The following is a 23,751-nucleotide window of genomic DNA, read 5'->3' as shown; positions in this document are numbered from 1 at the left end:
AGGCGAATGGAACAAGCGTAGGCGGCCCCGCCGACAGTCCGTCAAACCGTTTTCGTGGACGGTCGGGAACCGTTTCCAGGCCAGGTAGTACAGTCTTCAACGGATGGAGGGAGCCGGGTGGAGGAGCTGACCCGCGGTCGGCGGCTGCTGGTGCTCGCGATCTGTTGCTCGAGCCTGTTCATCGTCGGGCTGGACTCGACAATCGTGAACCTGGCGCTTCCGGCGATCCGGTCCGAGTTCGACGCCCCGGTCGCCAAGCTGCAGTGGACGATCGACGCCTACACGCTGGTGCTGGCCTGTCTGCTGATGGTCTCCGGGTCGACCGCGGACCGCGTCGGGCGGCGGCGGACCTTCCAGGCCGGGCTGGTGCTCTTCGGGATCGGGTCGTTGCTGTGCGGAGTCGCGACGAGCATCGACCTGCTGATCGCGTTCCGGGTGCTCCAGGCCGTCGGCGGGTCGATGCTGAACCCGGTGGCGATGTCGATCATCACCAACACGTTCACCAACCCGCGTGAGCGCGCCCAGGCGATCGGGGTCTGGGGTGGAGTCGTCGGGCTGAGCATGGCGGTCGGCCCGGTCGTCGGCGGTTCGCTCGTGGATGCGGCCGGGTGGCGGTTCATCTTCTGGATCAACGTGCCGGTCGCCGTCGCCGCCTTCGTCATGACGGCGCTGTTCGTACCGGAGTCGCGGGCCGCCGTACCGCGGCGGATCGATCCGGTCGGGCAGGTGCTCGTCGTCCTGCTGCTGGGCAGCCTGACGTACGGAATCATCGAAGGTCGGTCGGCCGGGTGGGGGTCGCCGCTCATCGTCGGGTGCTTCGTGGTGTGCGTCGTCTCGCTGGCGTCCCTCGTGTACTACGAGCGTCGCCGGGAGGAGCCGCTGCTGGACCCGCGATTCTTCCGCAGCGCGCCGTTCTCCGGGGCCACACTGATCGCGGTGTGCGGGTTCTCGGCGCTGTCCGGGTTCCTGTTCCTCAACTCGCTCTATCTGCAGTCTGTGCGCGGGTTCAGCGCACTGCATGCCGGTCTGCTGACCCTGCCGATGGCTGCGATGACTGTCGTGTTCGCGCCGGTGTCCGGGTGGCTGGTCGGTCACCGCGGCCCACGGGTACCGCTGGTCGTCGCGGGCACCATGCTGACTGTGGCGGGTCTCCTGCTGTCCCACTTGACCACTACTACTTCCACAGCATGGTTGCTGGTCAGCTATCTGGTCTTCGGGCTCGGCTTCGGGATGCTGAATGCACCTATTACCAATGCGGCGGTCTCCGGGATGCCACGTTCCCAGGCCGGCGTCGCTGCAGCGATCGCGTCGACCAGTCGCCAGGTGGGTGCCTCGCTCGGTGTTGCCGTCGCGGGCACTGTCCTCACGGCGCGTCTGGCCGGCTCTTTCGAGTCCGGGTTCGTCGACGCGGCCAAGCTGTGCTGGTACATCATCGCGGGCTGCGGTGCGCTGGTACTGGTGCTCGGTCTGATCACCACGACCCGCTGGGCCCGCCGTACGGCAGAGGACCTCGTCAGGGCTGGATGATCTCGGCCCGGACCAGTGCCTTGAGCCGGCCGCGGAGGATCTTCTGGCGGCGCTCCTCGTCCGGGAACAGGTCCAAGTAGGCAGGGCCTTTGGCAGCGAGCAGGTCGTCGTCGAGGCGGCGTACCGTGCCTGCCGGCGCTCGGTGGGTCATGGCGGCCTGCACAGCTTCACTGTCGATCCCGGTGAGCAGTTCGGTGAGCTGCTCCTCCGTGGTGATGTCGAGGCGGTGCAGGATGCCCAGGATCCAGGCGTAGTGCGTGGTCTTCGCGTGCGGCGCATCGGGATAGCGACGGGTCAGGTACGTCGTCAGCGTGGCCGTGGTGAGGTCGAGCGGCGCCTTGTCCTCCGCGGTCGCCGCCAGCTCGCGGTACAGGCGGTCGATCTCGGTGAACTCGTTGTCGGCCAGCTCCATCAGCGCGGCCGCCAGCAGGAACCGCCGGTCGAACTCGGGCTTGCGGTCCGGCGGGATGTCCAGCTTGTACCGGATGTCGTGCTCGAACTCGGCCCACGCGTGCTGGACCGCCGTACGGACCTGGATCTCCATCACGAGGTTCTTCAGTACGGCGTACTCCGGGAGCTCGCGGCGGTGCTCGTTCAACCGGACCAGGTAGTGCTTGCTGGCGTACCCGAAGACGCCCTGCGCCCGGGTGTGCGCGCCCATGTCGGTGTGCTCGACGATCTCGAACTCTTCCTCGATCACCTCGCACACCCGGTCCACCGCCTCGACCAGGAACGTGATCACCCGGGCCGCGACCAGGTCGGTGATCTGGTTCAGCGGGTCGTCGTACTTCGGCCTGGCGGGATCGTCCGGGTGCGGCTTGGACGCCTTCGCGAGGAACGACTCCGGGTCCTTCGCGCGAGCCGTCGCGCTCAGGTAGTTGATGCCTTCCTCTTCGCCGATCAGCTCGTTGATCAGCGCCTCGAGCTTGCGTGCGCCGCCGACGTACTGCTGGTGCACCCGCTCGTACAACGCCCCTGCCTGCGGAGCCCACTCCACCATGGCGGAACCATAGTGGTCTTCGGGTCGCTCACGGTGTCTATCGATTTCTAGTTATTTCACTAGAAAGCCGTAGAGAGCACTCGCGACACGCTCTGGCCGTCGATCGGTCAATCTACGGAAAACGCTAGACGCGCTCATACAGTGAAAGCATGGATCCGATCCGGAATCCCTATGCGCCCGGCGCCGGTCAGCGGCCGCCTGAGCTGGCCGGACGCGACACCGAGGTGCGGCAGTTCGAGGTAGTGCTCGAACGGGTCGCGGCAGGCAGACCGGAGCGGAGCCTGGTGCTCAGCGGACTCCGGGGCGTAGGCAAGACGGTCCTGCTCAACACACTGCGCTCACAGGCCATCAAGCGAGCGTGGGGTACCGGCAAGATCGAGGCCCGGCCGGACCAGAGCATCCGGCTGCCGATCGCGCAGGCGCTGCACACCGCGATGCGGGAGCTGGGCCACCGGCACCGCGACGACAGGAAGGTCGACCAGTTCAGCGCCGTACTGAAGGCGTTCGCGCTGCGCACCGCGGTCAACGACCGGAAAGGCATCCGCTGGCATCCGCCGGTCGACGTCGCCGCGGCAAAAGGCCGAGCCGACTCCGGTGACCTGGAGATGGACCTGATCGAGCTCTTCACCGACGCCGCGGACCTGGCCGGTGACCTGACCGTCGGGGTCGGGCTGTTCATCGACGAGATGCAGGACATCAGCACCGACGACCTGTCCGCGCTGTGCGCCGCCTGTCACGAGATCTCGCAGCAGAGCGCCCCGCTGGTCGTCGTCGGCGCCGGGCTGCCGCACCTGCCCGCCGTACTGTCGGCCAGCAAGTCGTACTCCGAGCGGCTGTTCCGCTACATCCGCGTGGACCGGCTGGCGCGTGAAGCGTGCGACCGGGCGCTGATGGTGCCGGCCGAGAGCGAAGGCGTGCAGTACGACGAGGAGGCCCTGGACGAGCTGTACGCGCAGACCGACGGCTACCCGTACTTCGTGCAGGCGTTCGCGCACTCGACCTGGGACCACGCGCCGACCTCACCCATCACCATCAAGGACGTCGCCGTCGCCGCCCCCGAAGCATCCGCCGAGCTGACCGTCGGCTTCTTCGGCTCCCGCTACGAACGCGCCACACCCGCGGAACGCGAGTACATGCGCGCCATGGCCGAACTGGGCATCGGCGTCGACGACGGCTCCGTCCCCACCGCCGAGGTCGCCAGCACTCTCAACCGCAAACCCCAATCCCTCTCCCCCGCCCGCGACGGCCTGATCAAAAAAGGCCTCGTCTTCTCCGCCGAACGCGGCACCGTAGCCTTCACCGTCCCCCACTTCGGCAAGTTCCTCCGCACCCGCACAGCCTGACAACTGGCGGAGGGGTGAGCGGGGAGGTGTGAGTGGTGAAGGTGGAGCAGGGAAGTGTGAGGGCCGGCGCCCGCGTGTTCGCGCTGCCGCGCGGCGTGACTGCAAGCGGATACCGGGCCGCGCATGACCGTCGCCGGCGAACCGACCGCCCTCAACCCACCCCCGAGGTGGCGCCTGCACACACCTTCGGTTCTCACCGGGTGCTGCGCCTGCGGCCAACTGCGAGCAGGCCGTCCGTGGGAGCCGCTCCTCCTCTTCCGGCTCATCTGACCGCGGCTTAACACAGCCGGGCTTTCGTGCTTTGGCAGGTATCGGTAGGGTCACTTGTCATGACCACCCGGCGGAGCGGCCAGCGGGCCGACGTGTCCAGGCGTCGGGGTGGGCGGCACAGTCGGCGGAAGTCGTACAAGGGGCAGTGGCTTGTGGTGACGGCGTTGGCGGTGCTGGGGACTGTGGTGGTGGCGCATCCGGATGTGGCGCATCGGAACAGTCTTGCGGCGCAGGCGGTGGCGGGGGTTGACGCTGTCGCCGAGGAGGTGCCGGTGGCTGCTACGCCCAAGCCGACTCCGATCGCCACGCCGACGCAGAAGTTCACCACGCCGTTGCGGCCGGCACCGACGCTGACGCGCAAGCCGAAGAACGCGAAGCCGAACGTGCTGGTCTCGAGCGGGAAGCTTGCGGTGGTGCCGGGGTCCGACAAGGCGACCGGGGTGCGCGACAAGCTGACGTACCGGGTCGAAATCGAGCAAGGGGTGTCGGTGAACGGCGCCGCGGTGGCGGCGGCGATCCACAAGACGCTGACGGATCCGCGCGGCTGGCAGGCGCTGCATCCGGTGAGTTTCGAGCGGACGGACCGCGTCGACGCCGACCTCCGGATCATCCTCGCGACGCCGACCTTGACGGACAAGCTCTGTCTGCCGCTCGACACCGGCGGTGAGGTGTCCTGCCGCGTCGAGGACCGGGTGGTGCTCAACGCCAAGCGGTGGATCTACGCGATCCCGGCGTACAACGGCAACGTCGAGATGTACCGCAGCTACCTGGTCAACCACGAGGTCGGTCACGCGCTCGGCCACGGGCACTCCACCTGCACCACCCCGAAGACCCCCGCGCCGGTGATGATGCAGCAGACCAAGGGTCTGGCCGGCTGCCTACCGAACGCCTGGCCGACCATCAAGGCCACCTGAGAGACTGGGCGCGACGGAGGGAGCACCGATGTCGTCACAGGACTTCCCGACGTACGGCCGGGGCGATGAGCCCGAGAAGCAGCAGGCAGCTGGTGAGGAGCATCACTACGCTCCGCCCGCGCCGTACGGCGGCGGCACGTACGCCGGGCCGCCTGCCCCGCCGGAGCAGTTCCAGTACGCGCAGCCGCAGCCGTACGGGACCCAGCCGCAACCGCAGGGCAACCCGGCGTACCACCAGCCCCCGGCCTACCGCCCCGGCGCACCCTACGGCGCCGAAGCGAGCCCGCAGCCGCATGAGCTCCCGACGTACGGCCGGGACGAGCCGTCGCGGGATCCGCGTGCCGCTCGGGTCGTAGGCCTGGCGACGTTCATCGCCGCGATCTACGGTCTGCTCGTCGTGTCCGTCCAGCGCGTCGCGCTGCGGGAGATCTCCCAGGCGCCCGGCTCGCCGCTCAACCACCCGTTGCGGACCGACGTGCTCGACGCGATCGGCCAGCTGCTGCTCCTGGTCGTCGGCACCGGCGCGCTGGTGATGTGGATCCGGGACGTGCTGGCCCGCCGCAAGGCCGGTCGTCGGCCCGAGCCGGCCGAGCTCGCGGGGCTGCTGCTGGTCGCGGTGTCGGTGGTGCTGATCCTGGTCTGGCTGCTCATGGTGCTGTCCACGGGGCTGGGCAGCAGCGACGACGCGCTGCACCGGCTGCCCACGGCGTACGGCTGGGGTGGGGTCGGCCTGCTGCTTCTCGCCCTCGGCCTGTTCCTCGGGTACCGCGAGCTGAAGCCAGACGTAGCGAACCCCGTCGTCAAAGGCGCTCCGGCCAAGGCGCCCTGGGAGTGAGCGCACCGATCGTCCTCGTGCCCGGCCTGGGCCTCGGCCCAGAGTCGTACGCGCGGACCGCCGAGCATCTCGTCACGCCGTACCACGTGGTGACGCTGCCCGGGTACGGCGAACCGGCGGGCGCTCGGGAGGACCTGCATCCGCGGGCGCTCGCGGTGGCGCTGGCCGAGAAGATCCGCGAGCGGTCGGTGCTGGTCGGCCACTCGGCGAGCTGTCAGGTCGTCGTCGAGACGGCGGTGCGCTACCCCGAGCTGGTGCACGCGCTCGTGCTCGTGGCCCCGACGGGTGATGCCCGGATGTCGAGCTGGGTCGACCGCGCCGTCCGGCTGGTCGGGTCCGCCATCCCGGATGTGCCGAAGCTGGTCCGGATCAGCCCGCAGTACGCGCGCACGACGCTGCCGTCGATCGCCCGCGCCGGGGAGGCGTCGCGGATCCACGACCTGGCCGCGGTGATGCCGCACGTCCGGGCGCCGGTGGTCCTGGTCCGCGGCAAGCACGACCTGATGTGTACGAAGGAGTGGCTCGAGCAGCTCGCCGAGCTCAGTCACGGTGAGGCGCGGACGCTGGAGACCGGTGCGCACATGCCGGTCGTCACGAACGGCCCCGAGGTGGCGGCGCTCATAGAACGGGCGGCCGCGCTGCCGGAAAGTAGCTGACGCGTTAAACTTGCACCACCAACCTATGCGGGAGCTCGCACCGAGGATGCGCGGGCTGAGAGGGCGACAGCTGGGTCGCCGACCGCCTGAACCTGACCGGGTAATGCCGGCGTAGGGAGTGGGGTCACTCATGACCGATACAGCTGTTCGTCCGTCGAGCTCCACCGAGGCTCCGCTCGTTCTCACCACCGATGCGCCGCGCACGCTCGGCTTCTTCGACCAGTTCACGCTCTGGGGCAACTTCGGCATCTCGCTGTTCGGGCCGGTGACCGGTGCGCTGGTCGCGGCGTACACCGGCTCGCTGTGGCAGGGCCTGCTCGCGGTCGTCGTCGGCTGTGGCATCGGTGCGCTGGTGCTCGGCGGTGCGGCCGTGTTCGGTTCGCAGACCGGTGCGCCGGCGATGGCGTGCCTGCGTGGTCTGTTCGGCCGCCGCGGCTCGATGGCGCCGACCGTGCTGAACATCGCGCAGAACGTCGGCTGGGCGACGATGGAGATCATCGTGATCTCGCAGGCCGCGGTCGCGGTGACGAGTGAGCGCTGGCGCTGGCTGTTCGTCGTCCTCGCCGGGGTGATCGCGACCGCGATGGCGGTGCGTCCGCTGGGCAGCGTGAAGATCCTGCGCAAGTTCATGGTCTGGCTGGTGCTGATCGCGTCGGTGTACCTGTTCGTGCAGGTGCTGAGCAAGCCGACGCACGCCCTGCCGCAGGACAGCGTGTTCGGCTTCTGGCCGGCGGTCGACCTCGCCGCGGCCGGTGTCGTGTCGTTCGCCCCGCTGGCCGCGGACTACACGCGGCACTCGCGCACCAACAAGGCGGCGTTCGCCGGCTCCTCGCTCGGCTACGGCCTGGCCGCCATCGCGTACTACGCGCTCGGCGTGGTCGCCGTTGCGACGCTGGGGACGAACAGCGACGACGTCATCACCGCACTGGTCACGCTGCCGGCCGGCGCGATCGCTCTGCTCGTGCTGCTGGTGGACGAGGTCGACGAGGCGTACGCGAACGTCTACTCGACCACGATGGCCGCGCACAACCTGATCGGCCACATCGACCGGCGGTGGATCTCGGTCGTGATCGGCGTGATCGCCACCGGAATCGCGCTGTTCATCGACCTCGGCAGCTACACGCAGTTCCTGTACCTGATCGGCTCGGTCTTCGTTCCGCTGTTCGCGGTCGCGATCGCCGACTTCTTCGTGGTCAGCAAGATGAAGTGGGACGTGTCCGGTACGGCGAAGTTCCGCTGGCAGCCGACCGTCGCGTGGCTGATCGGCTTCGTCGCGTACCAGTTGGTGAACCCCGGCACCGTCGCGGGCTGGTCGCCGTTCTGGACCAAGCTTCAGCAGGCCCTCTTCAACGACCAGCCTGTGCCCAGCTGGCTCGGCGCGACGTACACGTCGATCATCGTCTCGATGGTGGCTGCGGTACTGCTCGGCCGGATCGGTCGGCGGCAGGCTGCCTGAGCAGCACCAGCGCGACCGCCGGGAACACCAGCACGGACAGCAGTCCGGCGCAGACCAGAGCGGCGGCGGTGACCGGGCTCATCAGCCCGGTCGCCACGCCGATCTGCGTCGCCGTCACGATGAACGGCAGCGACGTCGCCTGCAGCAGCGCCGCCGCAGCCGTCGCCCGGGGGCCGAGTGTCCGCACTGCGAGGTACGCCGGTGCGCCGCGGACGACGAGCAACGCGAGCAGGAACAACGGCACCCGGACGAGCGCGGCCGGGTCCTCGAGCAGGCCGCGCAGATCGAGCCGGAGTCCACTCGTCACGAAGAACACCGGGATCAGGAACCCGTAGCCCAACGCCTCCAGCTTGATCCGGAAGCGTGGATGCGAGGCGGCGTCCCGGTCGACCAGTCCGACCACCGCTCCGGCCAGGAACGCCCCGAGGATCGTCTCCAGCCCGAACTGCTCCGCCAAGGCGACGAAGGCGACCAGCAGCACCACAGCGGCCCGGACCCTGATCTCCGCTGTGGTGTCCTGCAGCCGCAGCAGGACCCCGCCGAGTCGCTGCGACCGTCCGGCGGTGGCGACCACGAGACCCGTGACGACCACCAGCAGAGCGAACAGCGCGACCATGACGAGCCGCTCGCCCGCGCTGCCTCCTTCGGTCGAGAAGACGAGTGACAGCACCAGTACGGCAGCGAAGTCGGCGACGGATGCGGCCGCGATGGTGAACTGCCCGACGCTGCCCTCAGCCTTGCCCGCGTCCTTGAGCACTGGCACGACCAGACCCAAGGACGTCGCTGACAACGTGACAGCGAGCAGGAGCGCGCTGTTCACCCAGCCGGCCGCAGAGAACCCGAAGCCGGCCAGCCCGCCCAGCAGCAACGTCACCAGATAGCCCAGGACCGCCAGCCGCAGCACCTGTCCGCGCAGCCGGTGTACGTCGATCTCGAGGCCGGCCAGGAACAACAGGAAGCCCAGCCCGAGCAGCGAGACGATCTGCAGCGGCAGGTCGACGTCGATCAGGCCGAGTCCGTGCGGACCGAGCACGATCCCGGCGACGATCTCGAGGACGACCGCCGGGACCCGGAGTCGCGGTGCGAGGCCGAGCAGCAGCGGTGCGAGCAGCGCGATCAGGACGACCGCGAACAGGTTGGTGAACTCCACGTCCGGCATACCGCTTCAGTGCCGTCGACGCGGCCGGACGTTACGCGGTCAACCGCGCGGGAAGGAGCGGAAGGCGTCGAGCAGCCGGTCGCGGGTCTCCTCGGGCAGGTTCTCGGGCTCGACTCGCCCGACCTCGGCCGCAGTGCGCCGGATCTGCTCGACGTAGATCTCGCAGCCGTCGCAGAGCGCCAGATGCTCGACGAACCGCTGCTCGGTCTCCGGGGCCAACGCACCGTCGAGATAGGCGGTGACGAGCTCGACCAGCTCGGCGCATGTCATGCGTCAGCTCCCGTGAAGTAGTGGTCCAGCCGGCCGCGAACGGCTGCCCTGGCGCGGTGCAGCAGGACCCGTTGATTGGCCATGGAGATCTCCAGCAACGCACACACGTCCTCGGCGGCGTGTCCGTCGATGTCTCGTAACGTCAGCACGACCTGCTGCCGGATCGGCAGGCCCTCGATCGCCGCGGCCACGGTGGACCGGACCTCGTGGGCCAGGACCTCGCTCTCAGTGGTCGGCCAGCGGTCCGGGAACGTGCGCCAGCCGCCCGGATACTGGTCGTCGGCGCCCCGGAAACGCTGCGGGTCGACCGTCGGCTCGCTGTCCGGCGCAAGGCTCGTCCAGGGGACGGTCCGCTGCTCGCGGGTGGCCCGCTTGCGGGCGATGTTCACCAGGATCCGGTACACCCACGTCCGCAGCGACGACCGGCTCTCGAAGCGGTCGATCCCCTCGAACACCGCCAGCCAGGTGTCCTGCACGACCTCCTCGGCACTGGCCGACGTGGACACGAACGACCGGGCCAGTCGCAGCATCGAGCCGGACCAGCCGTTCAGCAGGCACGCGAACGTCTCCTCGTCCCCGGTCCGCAGCCCGGCGACGAGGACGTCGTCCGTCGGCAGCACCACCCCCACAAGCCGACGGTACAGCAGCACCCCGGACGTCAGCGGTACTCCGGGTTCTCGAAGTCGAAGCGGCAGCCGGCGTCCCACTCGGAGCGCTGGTTGCCGTGCGCCGGTACGCCGCCGGCGTCCTTCAGCATCCGCGCGAGGTGCAGCAGGTTCCAGGTCATGAAGGTCGTGTTCCGGTTGGTGAAGTCGTTGTCGGGCCCACCCGAACCCTCGTCCAGGTACGACGGTCCCGGGCCGGCCTCGCCGATCCACCCGGCGTCGGCCTGCGGCGGGATCGTGTACCCGAGGTGCTGCAGCGAATACAGCACGTTCATCGCGCAGTGCTTCACGCCGTCCTCGTTGCCGGTGATCAGGCAGCCGCCGACGCGCCCGTAGTACGCGTACTGCCCGTGCTCGTTCAGGATCGACGAGTTGCCGTACAGGCGTTCGATCACCTGCTTGGTGACCGAACTGTTGTCGCCCAGCCAGATCGGTCCGGCGATCACCAGGATGTTGGCCGCCATCACCTGCTGCTGGATCGCCGGCCAGGCGTCGGTGGCCCAGCCGTGCTCGGTCATGTCCGGCCACACCCCGGTGGCGATGTCGTGGTCGATCGCGCGGATCACGTCGACCCGGACACCCTGTTTCTCCAGGATCTTCCGGCTGACGTCGATCAAGCCCTCGGTGTGGCTGACGGCCGGCGACCGCTTCAGCGTGCAGTTCAGGAACAGGGCGCGGAGGTCGTCGTACTCGGTCATCGTCGCTCCTCAGAGAAGTTCGGCATCCTGCTCGACGCAGAGCAGAACCGGGCCGGTGGCGGTGAACAGTTCGGTCATCGCGTCGTCCAGGTCCTGACGACGGGTGACCCGCAGGCCGGTCGCGCCGCACAGGTCGGCGTACGCGGCCCAGTCGGGGTTGTGCAGCGAGGTGTGCCAGACCGGGTAGTCGGCGGCGAGCTGCTCCTTGCTGATCTTGCCGAGCGAGTGGTTGTCGAGCAGCACGTGCTTGATCGGGATGCCGTACTTGACCGCGGTCGTGAGCTCGGCGGCGTACTGCGCGAAGCCGCCGTCGCCGGTCACCGCGACGATCGGCCGGCTTGGAGCCGCCGCCCACGCGCCGAGTGCGGCGGGATAGCCGAAGCCGATCGATCCGAGGTAGCCGGACATCAGCACCGGTTGGCCTTTCGACTCCAGGTACCGGCCGAGCGAGTACGCATGGTTGCCGACGTCAACGGTCACGACGGCGTCCGCGGGCAGATGCTTCGAGAGCGCGTCGAACACGGCTGCCGCCGACACGCCGCGGCCTCGGTCGTCGTTCACGCGCCGCTGTTTCTCCGCGCGCCAGATCGCCCAGCGCTCGGCCACGTCCGGCCGCTGGTCCTCGGCCTTGACCTCGCCGAGCATGCCGGTGAGCGCGGACAGTGCGAGCCGCGCGTCGCCGAGCACGTCCACGGCGACCGCGTCGAAGCGTCCGATCGCGGTGTGGTCGTCGTCGATCTGGACGATCGGCTTGTACGCCGCGATGCCGGTGTGGTTCGAGAACGAGGCGCCGGCCACGACGAGCAGGTCCGACTCGTTCATCAGCCAGCTCGCGACCGGCGTACCGCTGCGGCCGAGCACCCCGGCGCCGAGCGGATGCGTGTCCGGCAACAGTCCCTTGGCCTTGAAAGTGGTCAGCACGGGCATGTTCAGGCGCTCGGCCAGCTCGCGGACCTCGGTCTCGGCTCCACGGGCGCCGTGGCCCACGATCATCACCGGCCGCCGTGCGTCGCGGATCAGTGCCGCCGCGCGGACCAGCGTGTCCTCGTCCGGCCGGATCCGGCGGCCGGAGAGCCGCCCGCTGGGGTTCTTGGCCGCCGCGTCGGACGGTTGAACCTGTACCTCGTCAGGCAGCACGAGGTGCGCGACGCCGCGGCCGTCGATGGCGTGCTTGACCGCCAGCGCGGCCAGCTCGGCGTGATCGCTGCCGGCCTGGACCGCCGTACTCGAGACGGCGACGTCCTTGAAGACCGCGGTCAGATCGAGGTCCTGGAACGCGCCGCGGCCGAGCCACTTCGACGGCACCTGTCCGGAGACGGCCAGGACGGGCGAGCCGTCGAGCTTGGCGTCGTACAGTCCGGTGAGCAGGTTGGTCGATCCCGGACCGGCGATCGCGAAGCAGACCGCGGGACGGCCCGTGAGCTTGCCGTAGGCGCCAGCCGCGAACGAGGCCGCGCCCTCGTGCCGGATACCGATGTAGGTGAGTTCACCGCGGTCCTCGGCCCGCCGCATCGCCTCGGCGAAGCCGAGATTGGAGTGCCCCACCATCCCGAACACATGGCTGATGCCGTGGGCAACCAATGTCTCCACGAGGACGTCGGCCACGGTCCGGACCGCTTCCTGCCGGTCCGGCAACTGCACATAGACCCCGTCCGCCCGCTCGTCCACCGGATACGACGGGACGCTGTCGGAGAACCCCTCCGGGGGCCGGCCGCTGATCGGGTCGTAGTCGTACCCGTGCCACGGACACCGCAGCAGCCCCTTCTCGATCGACCCTTCCCCGAGCGGACCCCCTTGGTGCGGGCACTTGTTCTCCAGCGCGCCGAGCCGCGCCCCGCAGCGGGCCAGCGCGATGCTCCGGCCGTCGACCACCACACTGCGCACGCGCCCGTCCGCCGGTACGTCGACCTCGTCCACCCGATGCCAGTCCATGTAACGTCTCCCACCCTTCGCGGCACCAATCGATCAGGTGATCAGTGCCGACACACGGCCTGGGCGTTACAGAGGAGACCGCAGCCATGGACGAACGTTCGCTCGCCGTAACCCGTCGATCCCTGCACGGCGTCGCCGAGCTCGTCCTCGCCGGGCCGCAGCACGGCCGGGGAGGCGGCATCCGGCTGCGCGTCGTCCCTGGTGGGTTCGGCACCACCGACGGCGACTTCCGGGTCGAGGGCGACGCGCTCGTCGCGCCGGCGGGTACGGTCCGGCTGACCGGCACGTACGCCGAACTCGCTGCCGCCGTGGGCCTCGAGGCGAGGCCGCTCGACGAGGTGTACTCCGGCGGCCCGATGATCGCCCCGCACGAGCACCTCGAGATCGACCCGGCCGCGGCCCGGTTGCTCGCGGAGGCCTTCGCCCGCGGTGACGCGGCGCTGCGGGCGTTCGCGCCGGGCGAGACACCCGTCCTGTGGCCCGAGCACTTCGACGTCGGGATCACCGTCGACGAGGTCAACTACGGCGTCTCGCCCGGCGACGACCACCTGCCCGAGCCGTACGCGTACATCGGGCCCTGGACGCCGCGGACCGGTGCTTTCTGGAACGCGCCGTTCGGCGCCACCCGAACGTTGGCCGAACTGTCCGACGTACTGGAATTCTTCACCGCCGGCAGATCTCTGCTGGACAACTGACCCACCGGGACCGGAATACTTGCCGCATGCTGAATTCCGCACTGCGTAGCCGGGCCGAATACGCCGAGCTCGGCGCCGACGGACTGGCCGCGCGGACAACGCCCGAGCGGGACGCCGCCATCGTCGCGGCGGTCGAGGAGCTGCTGGTCGGTCGGGAGTCGGTGCTCGACCTGTGCTGCGGGTACGGCCGGGTCGCGCTGCCGCTGCGCCGCGCGGGCAAGGTGGTGCGGGCGCTGGACATCTCGCCGAACCTGCTCGAGGCCGGCCGGGCCGCGGCCGCCGAGGAGGAGCTCGCGATCGACTGGGCGATCGGCTCGATGACCGACCTGCCGTACAAGTGGGACTCGTTCGACGCGGTGATCTGCCTGTGGACGGCGTTCCACGAGTTGTTCGCCGAAGACGAGCAGATCTCCACCATCTGCGAGATCTCCCGGGTGCTGAAGCCGGGCGGGATCGCGATCATCGAGGGCCCGTCCTGGGGCCCGGCGACCGCGGCCGAGATCGCCAACGGGATGCGGCAGGGACCCGAGCACCGGATCGTCACCACCGAGCACGACGACGACCGCAGCAGCGTGCACTTCATCCACGACGAGATCAGCTACGGCCGGCTCTGTGCGGCCGCCGGAATCGACGACTACAAGGTCTACAAACGCGACTGGGGCGGCCGGCGCCGGCTCATCCTGGAGATCCACCAACCGGCAACTTCCTGACAGGTCAGGAGGAGCAGATCCCCACTCCACATTGGGGATCTGCTCCTTTGAATTTCGAGTGTAAAACCATTCCGGGCTATTCAGGAAAACTCAGCTTTTTGCTTCGAGATTCAGCAAGAATCGCTTAGCCTCGAGGCCCCCGGCGTACCCGGTGAGCGCGCCGTTCGCGCCGATCACCCGATGGCAGGGCAGCACGACGCACACCGGGTTGGCGCCCAGCGCGGTCCCGACCGCGCGCGCCGCCTTCGGCCGGGCGATGTCGCCGGCCACCGCGCCGTACGTCGTGGTCCGCCCGTAGCTCGTGTGCGTCGGCAGGTCCTCGAGCACCAGCCGCTGGAACGGTGACGCCAGGACCAGATCGACGTCCAAGTCGAACGCCCTGCGCTGCCCGGCGAGGTATTCGTCGAGTTGCCGCCGTACGTCGTCCAGCGGGCCCGGCTGGCGGAGTACCCGCGGGGACACCGCCCGGGCGAGCCGGTCGGTCATCGTCTCCTCGTCGTCGAACGAGCTGGCGACCACCCGCCCGTGCGAGATCGCGAGCAGCATCATGCCGATCGGGGTGTCGTGCAGTGTGTAGGCCACGTCGGCGTCCGGCAGGACGGGCGGCCTGAGGCCGGGGGTGCTGAGCCGGGTCAGCCGGCTCTCGAGATCAGTCATGGTGTACTCCGAGTTTCGTGCGCAGGGTCGCCAGCGCGTCGCTGACGAGCCGGCGCGACGCGGCGGGCGTGGTGTCCAGAGCGGCGGCCACGCCGTGGTGGTCCAGGTCGCCGACGTATTTGAGCGTGATCGCGAAGCGTTGCCGCTCCGGGAGGTCGTTGACCGCCCGCCACAGGTCGGGGTCCGGCCAGTCCGCGGTCTCGGGCCCGTCGACCGCGACCGGCGGCGCCTCGTCCAGCGGGCGCTGCGGTTTCCGCGCCCGGTGCACGTCGGTCGCGCACCGGGCGGTGATGGTCAGCAGCCAGCTGCGCAGGTTCTTCGCCGACGTCAGCGCCGGGTACGCCGCGTACGCCTTCTCCCAGGCGCGCTGCGCGACGTCGTCGCCGTCGTCCGGACCCGCCAGCGCTCGGGCCAGCCTGGCCACGTCCTGCCAGTGCGCGTCGATCAACGCCTGGAACGGGGGTAACCGCAGAGCCATCACGTAAGTAGAACGCATCGGGGTCGCGGCGTGTGAGTCCGGATCACGAGATTGTCTAGTTACTTGGTGGACATTGATGCGAAGATAGCTGACATGACGACGACACACCTCACCCGCCGTCGCGTCATCGACCTGCTGCGGACGGCGAGCGCCACCTGTCGGTGACCCGTTCACTCGCTGCTGCTCGCATGAGGCCTGTCTGATCACGCCTCACTTCACCTGTGGTCCCTGCCCCGTTCCGAGGGAGAGACATGTCTGTACCTGCCTTGAACCGTCCTGCCCTGTCCGTCGTCCCGGACCGATCCGTGGAGCGAACGGTGGACGCCGACGTCTACCGCTCCGTGTTCCGTCGCCACGCCGCCGGCGTCGTGGTAATCACCGCGGACGCCGGGCACGGCCCGGTCGGCTTCACCGCGACCTCGCTGGTCTCGATCAGCCTGCTGCCGCCGCTCGTCTCGTTCGCGATCGCCACCAGCGCGTCCAGCTGGCCGGCCGTGAGCACGGCGAGCAGCGTGGTGATCAACTTCCTGTCCGCCGACCAGCACGCGATCGCCGGCCGGTTCGCCACCAGCGGCATCGACCGGTTCGACGAACCGACCCGCTGGTCACGGCTGCCCACCGGCGAACCCGTCCTCGACGACGCCCCGAGCTTCCTGCGGGCGCAGATCGCGCACCGCTTCGCCGTCGGCGACCACTACCTGGTCGTCGCCCGCCTCGCCACCCATACCGAACGCCGTGAGCACGAGTCGCTGCTCTACCACGACGGCCGCTACGCGAAAGCACACCATGTCTAGAAAACGCCTCCTCCCCGCCCTCGCCCTGCTCGCCCTCGTCGCCGGCTGCGGCGCGAACGCAGCCGCCGACGACTCCGCGAAGCTCTCGCTCGACGCACCACTGCCGACCGCGGTCCCGGACGGCGCCAAGATCGTCGTCGGCGATCCCGCCACCGAGGTCGCGCTGAAGCTCTCCGGCCAGTACGACAAGGTCGCGAAGTACGTCCAGTTCGCGAACCTGAGCGGCGGTCCCCAGACCACAGAGGCGTTCCGGGCGCACGCCCTGGACCTCGGCTCGGTCGCCGAGATTCCCCCGATCCACGCGACCTGGACCGGTCTGCACGTGAAGATCGTCGCCTCCAAGTTCCGCCAGGACCCGCTGCACCACCCGATCTACAAGCTCGGCGTCGCTCCCGGGGTGTCGGTGAAGACCCCCGGTGACCTACGCGGCAAGAAGATCGCGTACAGCCCTGGGCAGGCGCAGGGCGCGCTGATCCTGAAGGTCCTGCAGAAGGCGGGACTGACCAAGGACGACGTCAAGCTGGTCGAACTGCCGAGCACCGGCGACGTCTACGCCCAGGCGCTCGCCGGCAAGCAGGTCGACGTCGCCCCGATCGGCGGCGTCCAGATCAAGCGGTACCTGGCGAAGTACGGCAAGGACGGCGCGAGCACGATCGACCACGGCCTGCGCGACGACGCCGGCCACCTCTACGGTCCGGTCGAGTCGCTCGAGGACCCGGCGAAGGCCGCCGCGATCCGCGCGTACGTCGCTGCCTGGGGTGTCGCCCAGGAATGGATCGACAAGCACCCCAAGGAGTGGATCGAGGGCTACTACGTCAAGAACCAAGGCCTGAGCGCCGCCGACGGGCAGTGGCTGGTCGACAACGCCGGTCACCCGGACATCCCGGCGGACTGGAGCGACGCGATCCAGCGTCAGCAGGAAACGATCGAGTTGCTCGCCCACGAGACCGGCAACAAGGTGATCGAGGCCAAGGACCTGTACGACCTGCGGTTCCAGACCGTCGCCGCGGACGCGATCAAGGCAGGCGCCAAATGAGCGCCACCACCCTGCCCGGGCTGCGTCCGCGCGCCGCGACCAGCCCCGTCGTACGGCGCCGCCGGCTCGGACCGGGCACGCCGATCCGGTTCGGGTCCGCGATCGGGCCGGTGCTGCTGCTGGTGATCTGGAGCATCGGATCCGCCACCGGTTGGATCGACCAACGAGTACTGTCCGCGCCGTGGACCGTGGTGACCACGGCCGGCCACCTGATCGCCGACGGCCGCCTGCAGTCGAACCTGTGGACGTCCGCGCAGCGTGCGCTCGTCGGCCTGGCGCTCGGCATCCTGCTCGGCGTTGTCCTCGCGCTGATCTCCGGCCTGTCCCGGCTCGGTGAGGCGGTCCTCGACGGCCCGATCCAGATCAAGCGCGCAATCCCGTCGCTGGCGCTGCTGCCGCTGCTGATCCTCTGGCTGGGCATCGGCGAGTCGATGAAGATCGTCACCATCCTGCTCGGGGTGTTCGTGCCGATCTACATCCACACCCACAACGGGCTGCGCACGATCGACAGCCGGTACGTCGAGCTCGCGCAGACCGTCGGGTTGTCGCAGTGGGAGTTCGTCCGGCGCGTCGTCCTGCCGGGCGCGCTGCCCGGCTTCCTGCTCGGGCTGCGGTTCGCCGTCACCGGCGCCTGGCTGTCGCTGGTCGTCGTCGAGCAGATCAACTCCACCAGCGGCATCGGCTACATGATGGAACTGGCCCGCACGTACGGGCAGACCGACATCATCATCGTCGGCCTGGTCGTGTACGGCGTCCTCGGTCTGCTGTCCGACGCGGTCGTCCGCCTGGTTCAGAGGAGGGCGCTGTCATGGCGACGAACGTTGGCCTCCTGACCGTCCAGGTCCGCGACCTGATCCGCCGGTACGACGACCGCGCCGTCCTGGACGGGCTGGACCTGGACATCGCGCCCGGCGAATTCGTCGCGCTGCTGGGGAAGAGCGGATCCGGGAAGAGCACGCTGCTGCGGGCCCTCGCCGGCCTGGACCACGACGTCGAGGGAACCGGTGAGCTGGCCGTCCCGGCGAACGTCTCGGTGGTGTTCCAGGACTCCAGGCTGTTGCCGTGGGCAAGGGTGCTGGACAATGTCGTGCTCGGGTTGGGCGCTGCGGACGACCGCGGCCGCGAGAGCCTGGCGGAGGTCGGGCTCGCGGGGCGCGAGAAGGCCTGGCCGAACGAGCTGTCCGGCGGCGAGCAGCAGCGGGTCGCGTTGGCGCGGTCGCTCGTGCGAGAGCCGGAGCTGTTGCTCGCGGACGAGCCCTTCGGGGCGCTGGACGCGCTGACCCGGCTGAAGATGCACGCGCTGCTGCGGAAGCTGTGCGCGGCGCACCAACCCGCCGTACTGCTGGTGACGCACGACGTCGACGAGGCGATCGTGCTGGCCGACCGGGTGATCGTGCTCGACGCCGGCCGGATCGTCGCCGAGGAAACCATCACGCTGGCGGCGCCCCGGAGCGCGGCCGATCCAGGATTCGCCGCGGTCCGGTCGCGGCTTCTCGACGCCTTGGGAGTTTCGGTATGAGCAGGCCCAGTAGACAACTGCACCTGAACGCGTTCCTGATGAGCACCGGTCACCACGAGGCGTCCTGGCGGCTGCCGGAGAGCGACCCGTACGCGAACACGTCCGTGGCGCACTACCAGGCGCTGGCGCAGCTGGCCGAGCGCGGCAAGTTCGACTCGATCTTCTTCGCGGACTCGCCGGTGCTGTTCGGCGACGTCGGGCGGCGCCCGGCCGGCTCGCTGGAGCCGACCGTGCTGCTGACCGCGATCGCGGCGGTCACGTCGCGGATCGGGCTGATCGCCACCGCGTCCACCACGTACAACGAGCCGTTCAACCTGGCCCGGCGGTTCGCCAGCGTCGACCACGTGAGCGGCGGCCGCGCGGGCTGGAACGTCGTCACCACAGCCGGGCCGGAGGCGGCGCGCAACTTCAACCTGGCCGACCAGCCGGCGCACGCGGAGCGGTACGAGCGCGCTGCCGAGTTCCTCGAGGTCGCGTACAAGCTCTGGGACTCGTGGCAGGACGACGCGGCGATCGCGGACAAGCCGTCCGGTGTGTGGGCGCTGAACGAGCGCGTGGTGCCGATCGACCACGTCGGGCGGCACTTCCAGGTCCGGGGGCCGCTGAACCTGCCGCGCTCGCCGCAGGGGCACCCGCTGATCGTCCAGGCCGGGTCGTCGGAGGACGGCAAGGGCCTGGCGGCCCGGTACGCCGAAGCCGTGTTCACCGCGCAGCAGACGCTGGAGGACGCGCAGGAGTTCTACCGCGATCTGAAGGCGCGGACGGCGGCGCTCGGGCGGGACCCGTCGTCGGTGAAGATCCTGCCCGGGATCGTGCCGGTGATCGGGTCCACGGTCGCGGAGGCGGAGCGGCTGGAACACCAGCTGGACTCGCTGATCCGGCCGGAGTACGCGCGGCTGCAGCTGGCCCGCACACTGCGGGTGGCGCCGGAGGATCTGCCGTTCGACCAGCAACTGCCCGCCGATCTGCCGGACGAGGACGAGATCGAGGGCGCCAAGAGCCGGTACACGCTGATCGTGACGCTCGCCCGGCGGGAGAAGCTGACCGTCCGCGAGCTGATCGGCCGGCTCGGCGGCGGGCGCGGGCACCGGACCTTCACCGGCACGCCGGAGCAGGTCGCGGACGCGATCCAGCACTGGTTCGAGGCCGGCGCGGCGGACGGCTTCAACGTGATGCCGCCGGTCCTGCCGTCCGGTCTGACCACGTTCGTCGACGAGGTGATCCCGATCCTGCAGGCCCGCGGCCTGTTCCGGACCGAGTACACCGGCACGACCCTGCGCGAGCACTACGGCCTGCCTCGGCCCGCTGGGCGGACGGCGGAACCGCAGGAGGCGACCGCCTGAACGGGCTGGTGCTGGGCGCGTCAGGTGGCCAGCCCAGCACCAGCCGCGGCCTCACCCGACTCGCACGACCAGCTTCCCCACCGCGCCCCCGTCCTGCATGATGCGGTGCGCCTCGCCGATCTCGTCCATCGTGAAGACCCGGTCGATCCGGATCGGGAGCGTGCCGGCCGCGACCAGGTCGACGTACCGCTGGAACGCGTCGGCGGGCAGGTCCGAGCTCTCGCCGCCGTACGCCGTCAGCCGGACGCTGTTCGGGAGGTAGCCGATCGGGTAGAAGTCCGGGATCGTCCAGCTGTCGCTGAGCATTCCCGTGAAACACACCGTGCCGTGCACAGCCGTGGCTTTCAGAGTGTCGGGGAGGACATTCGTCCCGACCAGTTCGAGCGCCGCGTGAACGCCGTTCGGCAGAATCTCCCGGACCTTTTCCGCAACGTTGCCGTCGTCAACGATCGGGTGATCGACGCCGAGTTCGCGGAGCACCTGTACGCGCTGCGGATTCCGCGTCGTCGAGAACACGGTCAGCCCGTGCTCCTTCGCCAGGACGGCCGCCGCGACGCCGACCGACGACGTACCGCCGCGGACCAGCAGCGACTGGCCCGGCTCGATCCCGAGGCCCGTGTACAGCGAGCCGTGGGCCGTCTGCAGCATCTCCGGCAGCGCGCCGAGCGTCGCCCAGTCCAGGTCGGTCGTCACCGGGATCACCGACGACGCCGGGACGACGGTGTACTCGGCGTACCCGCCGTCGTACTCGCGGCCCATCCCGCCCATCATCGCCACCACCTGCTGCCCGCTGGTGAATTCACCACCCGGGGCGAGGTCGACCGTCCCGGCGGCCTCGATGCCGGGGATCACCGGGAACCGCGCGTTCGTCGCCAGCCCGGCGCGGAGGTGGTACTCCGAGCGGTTCAGCCCGAACGCCTCCACCTTGATCCGCACCCAGCCGGCCGCCGGCTCCGGCACCGGCACCCGCCGCACCCGAAGCTCCTCCGGCTCCACCGGCCCGTCCAGCACGATCGCCCGCATGTCCATGCCGCCAATCTTCGCCGACCCTGTGAAAGAGTTTCTGTCATGCGGAAGCTCCCGCGCGTCGTAGCTCATCGCGGCGCCAGTGACGTCAATCCTGAGCACACTCTCGCGGCGTACCAGCGGGCGATCGAAGTCGGCGCGGACGGACTCGAGTGCGACGTCCGGCTGACCGCCGACGGGCACCTGGTGTGCGTCCACGACCGCCGGATCGAGCGCACCTCGAACGGTCGCGGCGTGCTGTCCACGATGAGCCTCGAGGAGCTGGAGACGTACGACTGGGGCTCCTGGAAGCACCCGTGGGCCGAGCTGGACGAGGACGCCGAGCTGCCCGGCCTCGACGTCCGGAAGGTGCTCACGCTCGAGACGCTGCTCGCCACCGTGCGCGACGCCGGTCGGCCGGTCGAGCTGGCGATCGAAACCAAGCACCCGACCCGGTACGCCGGCCTGGTCGAGCGCCGCCTGATCGAGGCCCTCGACCGCTTCGGCTGGGCGCACCCGAAGGTCGGCAGCGAGTCGCCGGCCCGGGTGATGAGCTTCTCCTGGCTCTCGCTGCGCCGGATGCGCGCCGCGGCGCCCGGCCTGCGCACGGTCCTGCTGATGGACCGCGTCCCGCTGCGCTTCCGCGACGGCTCGCTGCCGACCGGCGTCTCGTACGCCGGACCGAGCCTGGAGATCGTCACCGCGCATCCGGAGTACGTCGACCGCGCGCACAAGCACGGGCACGAGGTCCACGTCTGGACCGTGAACGCCGAGAACGACATCCGGCACTGCCGCGACATCGGCGTCGACGCGGTGATCAGCGACCGCCCGGACGTCGCGCTCCGGGTCCTTGCGGAGGGCCGGAAGGTGTAGGACGTCGTAACTGACCGGCGGGTTTGTGACACGCCGGGACGAAATTGTGTGGCTTGTGTCACGCGGTTCGGATACGTAGCGACATGAATGCAGGCGGTTATCGGAAACGTTCAATTCCGTCGATTTCGTTACGGTTTCAGCTTTTTTGGCCGTGATCTTCGGGAGGCTATGTAACGGAATACTTGCGGGTGTTTTCCGGGCGTGGTTCGTGGGCAGAAGTTCCTGTGGCTGAACCGATCATCGAGGAGACCGTGCTTGTCCTCTGCGACCCTGCCCGCCGACGTGAGCGTCGTGGACGTCGTACTGCCGCATGAAGTGTCCGCGGTAGCGGACGCCCGCCGCCGTCTGGCCGCCTACCTGAAGCGCTACCGGGTCACCGTTGCCGCCTCTGACGACGCGCAACTGGTGCTCTCGGAGCTGCTCTCCAACGCCATCCGGTACGCACCCCCGCTGCCGGCCGGTGAAGTGCGGGCCGCGTGGTGGATCGACAAGGCAGGAATCCATGTCGAGGTCACCGACGGCCGCGGCGACACCGAGCCGCAGCGGATCAGCGACCCGCACCCGGAGTCGATCGGCGGCCGCGGCCTGGCCATCGTCGACGTCCTCACCTCCGGCTGGGACGTCCGCACCGCCAGCTCGCACCGCACGGTGCACGCGGTCATCCCGAACTGATCCCCGCGCCTCCCCGGCGCCCGCCCCAACACGAGAGCCGGATATCCCCTGGTGCGGGGGGTTCTCCGTTGGTCTGCGAGCGGAGAACCCCCACCACGAACGGTTAACCCTTCGCGTGTGGTGGGCGCTGGTTGGCCCTCGGGTGGGCTCGGCTGTAAGACTGCGGGGTTATGGGAAAGAAGTCGCGGCAGCGCGCGAAGAACACGACGACGACCGTCACGCTCGACCCGGCCGATCTGGTGGACGTCGGGCCGCGCGAACCCTGCCCGTGCGGTTCGGGCAAGCGGTTCAAGCAGTGCCACGGCAAGGACCGGGCGCAGACCGCGGACAGCTTCGTGGTGCGGCCGTTCGAGGGGCTGCCGTCGGAGTGCGACCTGATCGCCTTCCGGGAGATCGTGCCGTCCGGCACCGTGCAGGTCGAGCTCGTCGGTGACCACGCCGGCAAGGTGATCAACCTGGTGACTCTGCTCCCGATGGCGATGCCGGGCGTGGTGCGCGACGACGAGACCATCTGGATCGGGATGCAGACGCACGCCTCGTCGGGCGACCCGAGCCGCGATCTCGGCCACGCGATCACCGCCGCGCTGCGCACCGACCCGGGAAACCCGGTGCAGGTCGGTGACCTGATGAAGGACGGCCCGCGGCTGCAGGACCTCATCGACACGAGCAAGCCGCTCGACATCAAGGTCCACGACGGCTTCGAGTACTGGGTCGGCGAGAACGTCGAGGACCCGACCGGTGAGGTCGCGGCCGGCCTGGAGCGCGCGAACGCCGCGGCGGCCCCGACGGTCCGGCTGGAGTCGGTCGAGGCGGCCTACTGGACGCAGATCGGCGACCGCATCTACCTGCGCTGGGTGCTGCCGCACACCGAGGACACGCTGCTCGACGCCCTGGCCCGGCTGCACGCGGCGGGCTCGTCCGCGATCGTGGACGGCAGCCGGCTGATCGGCTCGTTCCGTGCGCTCGGCGTCCTGGCACCGGTCTGGGAGCTGCCCGCCGGCACCGAGGCTGCCGACGTCGAGAAGCCGGCCGCCGACTTCGCGACGGCGCTGGAGAAGGCGCTCGCCACCGAGGCCCCGCTCACCACCGAGGAACGGGCCGCCCGCGCCGGCCTCGCCAGCCGCCAACTCACCATTCGCTGACCCCAGCACGACAAACGCTGGATCCCACGCTTACCGGTCCAGCGTGCGAACGCCCGGCTGAACAATCAGCCGGGCGCTCCTGCTCCCGCTCGGCGGTTTGAG

General features: G+C 69.6%; 25 protein-coding genes and 1 riboswitch. Of the genes, 16 read left to right on the top strand and 9 right to left on the bottom strand.

What is annotated here, in order from left to right; all coding sequences use genetic code 11:
* Window positions 1-117 precede the first annotated feature (117 nt).
* Window positions 118-1,527 (top strand): MFS transporter, encoded by a 1,410-nt coding sequence (locus ACWEOO_RS15475; RefSeq protein WP_452143513.1) that lies wholly within the window; start codon window positions 118-120, stop codon window positions 1,525-1,527.
* On the opposite strand, the gene ACWEOO_RS15470 is transcribed toward ACWEOO_RS15475, so the two are convergent.
* Window positions 1,514-2,527: a GTP pyrophosphokinase gene (locus tag ACWEOO_RS15470; protein ID WP_359934629.1), complete on the bottom strand. Its 1,014-nt coding sequence runs from the start codon at window positions 2,525-2,527 to the stop codon at window positions 1,514-1,516. The genes ACWEOO_RS15475 and ACWEOO_RS15470 overlap by 14 nt on opposite strands.
* A 149-nt stretch (window positions 2,528-2,676) precedes the next feature.
* Between ACWEOO_RS15470 and ACWEOO_RS15465 the strand changes: the two genes are divergently transcribed.
* The 5 genes from ACWEOO_RS15465 to ACWEOO_RS15445 all read left to right on the top strand — a co-directional run bounded on the left by ACWEOO_RS15465 (window position 2,677) and on the right by ACWEOO_RS15445 (window position 8,001).
* On the top strand, window positions 2,677-3,870 hold the full coding sequence (locus ACWEOO_RS15465; RefSeq protein WP_452143512.1) for an ATP-binding protein: 1,194 nt from the start codon (window positions 2,677-2,679) through the stop codon (window positions 3,868-3,870).
* A gap of 329 nt (window positions 3,871-4,199) precedes the next feature.
* Window positions 4,200-5,054: a DUF3152 domain-containing protein gene (locus ACWEOO_RS15460; RefSeq protein WP_452143511.1), complete on the top strand. Its 855-nt coding sequence runs from the start codon at window positions 4,200-4,202 to the stop codon at window positions 5,052-5,054.
* A 28-nt stretch (window positions 5,055-5,082) separates the two neighbouring features.
* Complete coding sequence (locus ACWEOO_RS15455) at window positions 5,083-5,889, top strand: hypothetical protein (RefSeq protein ID WP_452143510.1); 807 nt, start codon at window positions 5,083-5,085, stop codon at window positions 5,887-5,889.
* Window positions 5,886-6,545: an alpha/beta fold hydrolase gene (locus ACWEOO_RS15450; protein ID WP_359934618.1), complete on the top strand. Its 660-nt coding sequence runs from the start codon at window positions 5,886-5,888 to the stop codon at window positions 6,543-6,545. Before ACWEOO_RS15455 ends, ACWEOO_RS15450 begins: the two co-directional genes overlap by 4 nt.
* 17 nt (window positions 6,546-6,562) lie before the next feature.
* Window positions 6,563-6,680: riboswitch (TPP riboswitch) on the top strand.
* Window positions 6,676-8,001: a purine-cytosine permease family protein gene (locus tag ACWEOO_RS15445; protein ID WP_363706956.1), complete on the top strand. Its 1,326-nt coding sequence runs from the start codon at window positions 6,676-6,678 to the stop codon at window positions 7,999-8,001. It overlaps the preceding riboswitch by 5 nt.
* Here the strand turns inward: ACWEOO_RS15445 and ACWEOO_RS15440 are convergent.
* Genes ACWEOO_RS15440 through ACWEOO_RS15420 form a run of 5 tightly spaced genes read right to left on the bottom strand, consistent with a single transcriptional unit; the run spans window position 7,940 to window position 12,725 of the window.
* Window positions 7,940-9,160 (bottom strand): cation:proton antiporter, encoded by a 1,221-nt coding sequence (locus ACWEOO_RS15440; protein WP_452143509.1) that lies wholly within the window; start codon window positions 9,158-9,160, stop codon window positions 7,940-7,942. The genes ACWEOO_RS15445 and ACWEOO_RS15440 overlap by 62 nt on opposite strands.
* A 39-nt stretch (window positions 9,161-9,199) precedes the next feature.
* Entirely contained in the window at window positions 9,200-9,430 is a 231-nt protein-coding gene (locus tag ACWEOO_RS15435) for an anti-sigma factor family protein (RefSeq protein ID WP_452143508.1), read from the bottom strand.
* A complete protein-coding gene (locus ACWEOO_RS15430; RefSeq protein WP_452143507.1) occupies window positions 9,427-10,059 on the bottom strand; it encodes an RNA polymerase sigma factor in 633 nt (210 codons plus the stop codon). Before ACWEOO_RS15430 ends, ACWEOO_RS15435 begins: the two co-directional genes overlap by 4 nt.
* Window positions 10,060-10,088: 29 nt before the next feature.
* Window positions 10,089-10,793 carry a flavodoxin family protein gene (locus ACWEOO_RS15425; RefSeq protein ID WP_452143506.1) on the bottom strand — a complete coding sequence of 235 codons (705 nt, stop codon included), beginning with the start codon at window positions 10,791-10,793 and terminating at the stop codon, window positions 10,089-10,091.
* 9 nt (window positions 10,794-10,802) lie between these two features.
* On the bottom strand, window positions 10,803-12,725 hold the full coding sequence (locus ACWEOO_RS15420) for a thiamine pyrophosphate-binding protein (RefSeq protein WP_452143505.1): 1,923 nt from the start codon (window positions 12,723-12,725) through the stop codon (window positions 10,803-10,805).
* Window positions 12,726-12,811: 86 nt separating this feature from the next.
* On the opposite strand from ACWEOO_RS15420, the gene ACWEOO_RS15415 reads away from it, so the two are divergent.
* Together ACWEOO_RS15415 and ACWEOO_RS15410 are read left to right on the top strand one after the other, a co-directional pair.
* Window positions 12,812-13,420, top strand: coding sequence for a hypothetical protein (locus tag ACWEOO_RS15415; RefSeq protein WP_452143504.1), 609 nt, complete (start codon window positions 12,812-12,814; stop codon window positions 13,418-13,420).
* A gap of 26 nt (window positions 13,421-13,446) precedes the next feature.
* Entirely contained in the window at window positions 13,447-14,130 is a 684-nt protein-coding gene (locus tag ACWEOO_RS15410) for a class I SAM-dependent methyltransferase (RefSeq protein WP_452143503.1), read from the top strand.
* 90 nt (window positions 14,131-14,220) lie between these two features.
* On the opposite strand, the gene ACWEOO_RS15405 is transcribed toward ACWEOO_RS15410, so the two are convergent.
* Window positions 14,221-14,787, bottom strand: a complete 567-nt coding sequence (locus ACWEOO_RS15405; RefSeq protein ID WP_452143502.1) for a methylated-DNA--[protein]-cysteine S-methyltransferase — start codon at window positions 14,785-14,787, stop codon at window positions 14,221-14,223.
* On the bottom strand, window positions 14,780-15,265 hold the full coding sequence (locus ACWEOO_RS15400; RefSeq protein ID WP_452143501.1) for an RNA polymerase sigma factor: 486 nt from the start codon (window positions 15,263-15,265) through the stop codon (window positions 14,780-14,782). Before ACWEOO_RS15400 ends, ACWEOO_RS15405 begins: the two co-directional genes overlap by 8 nt.
* Before the next feature lie 251 nt (window positions 15,266-15,516).
* On the opposite strand from ACWEOO_RS15400, the gene ACWEOO_RS15395 reads away from it, so the two are divergent.
* From ACWEOO_RS15395 to ACWEOO_RS15375, 5 genes are read left to right on the top strand one after another with little or no spacing between them, the layout of a single operon-like run.
* Entirely contained in the window at window positions 15,517-16,059 is a 543-nt protein-coding gene (locus ACWEOO_RS15395; RefSeq protein ID WP_452143500.1) for a flavin reductase family protein, read from the top strand.
* A complete protein-coding gene (locus ACWEOO_RS15390; RefSeq protein WP_452143499.1) occupies window positions 16,052-17,095 on the top strand; it encodes an ABC transporter substrate-binding protein in 1,044 nt (347 codons plus the stop codon). The genes ACWEOO_RS15395 and ACWEOO_RS15390 overlap by 8 nt, the downstream gene beginning before the upstream one ends.
* Window positions 17,092-17,928 carry an ABC transporter permease gene (locus tag ACWEOO_RS15385; RefSeq protein ID WP_452143498.1) on the top strand — a complete coding sequence of 279 codons (837 nt, stop codon included), beginning with the start codon at window positions 17,092-17,094 and terminating at the stop codon, window positions 17,926-17,928. The genes ACWEOO_RS15390 and ACWEOO_RS15385 overlap by 4 nt, the downstream gene beginning before the upstream one ends.
* Window positions 17,904-18,614: an ABC transporter ATP-binding protein gene (locus ACWEOO_RS15380; RefSeq protein ID WP_452143497.1), complete on the top strand. Its 711-nt coding sequence runs from the start codon at window positions 17,904-17,906 to the stop codon at window positions 18,612-18,614. The genes ACWEOO_RS15385 and ACWEOO_RS15380 overlap by 25 nt, the downstream gene beginning before the upstream one ends.
* Complete coding sequence (locus ACWEOO_RS15375) at window positions 18,611-19,957, top strand: LLM class flavin-dependent oxidoreductase (protein WP_452143496.1); 1,347 nt, start codon at window positions 18,611-18,613, stop codon at window positions 19,955-19,957. The genes ACWEOO_RS15380 and ACWEOO_RS15375 overlap by 4 nt, the downstream gene beginning before the upstream one ends.
* Before the next feature lie 51 nt (window positions 19,958-20,008).
* On the opposite strand, the gene ACWEOO_RS15370 is transcribed toward ACWEOO_RS15375, so the two are convergent.
* On the bottom strand, window positions 20,009-20,986 hold the full coding sequence (locus tag ACWEOO_RS15370) for a zinc-binding alcohol dehydrogenase family protein (protein WP_452143495.1): 978 nt from the start codon (window positions 20,984-20,986) through the stop codon (window positions 20,009-20,011).
* Window positions 20,987-21,025: 39 nt separating this feature from the next.
* Between ACWEOO_RS15370 and ACWEOO_RS15365 the strand changes: the two genes are divergently transcribed.
* The 3 genes from ACWEOO_RS15365 (at window position 21,026) to ACWEOO_RS15355 (ending at window position 23,649) form a co-directional block, all read left to right on the top strand.
* On the top strand, window positions 21,026-21,835 hold the full coding sequence (locus ACWEOO_RS15365) for a glycerophosphodiester phosphodiesterase (protein ID WP_452143494.1): 810 nt from the start codon (window positions 21,026-21,028) through the stop codon (window positions 21,833-21,835).
* Window positions 21,836-22,090: 255 nt separating this feature from the next.
* Window positions 22,091-22,507, top strand: a complete 417-nt coding sequence (locus ACWEOO_RS15360; RefSeq protein WP_355693373.1) for an ATP-binding protein — start codon at window positions 22,091-22,093, stop codon at window positions 22,505-22,507.
* 170 nt (window positions 22,508-22,677) lie between these two features.
* Window positions 22,678-23,649, top strand: coding sequence for a DUF5926 family protein (locus ACWEOO_RS15355; RefSeq protein ID WP_452143493.1), 972 nt, complete (start codon window positions 22,678-22,680; stop codon window positions 23,647-23,649).
* The last annotated feature ends 102 nt before the right edge of the window (window positions 23,650-23,751 follow it).

It is taken from the genome of Kribbella sp. NPDC004138 (assembly GCF_053603655.1).
Note: the sequence above shows the minus strand (reverse complement) of the source record. Positions and strands in the feature narration are given on the sequence as shown.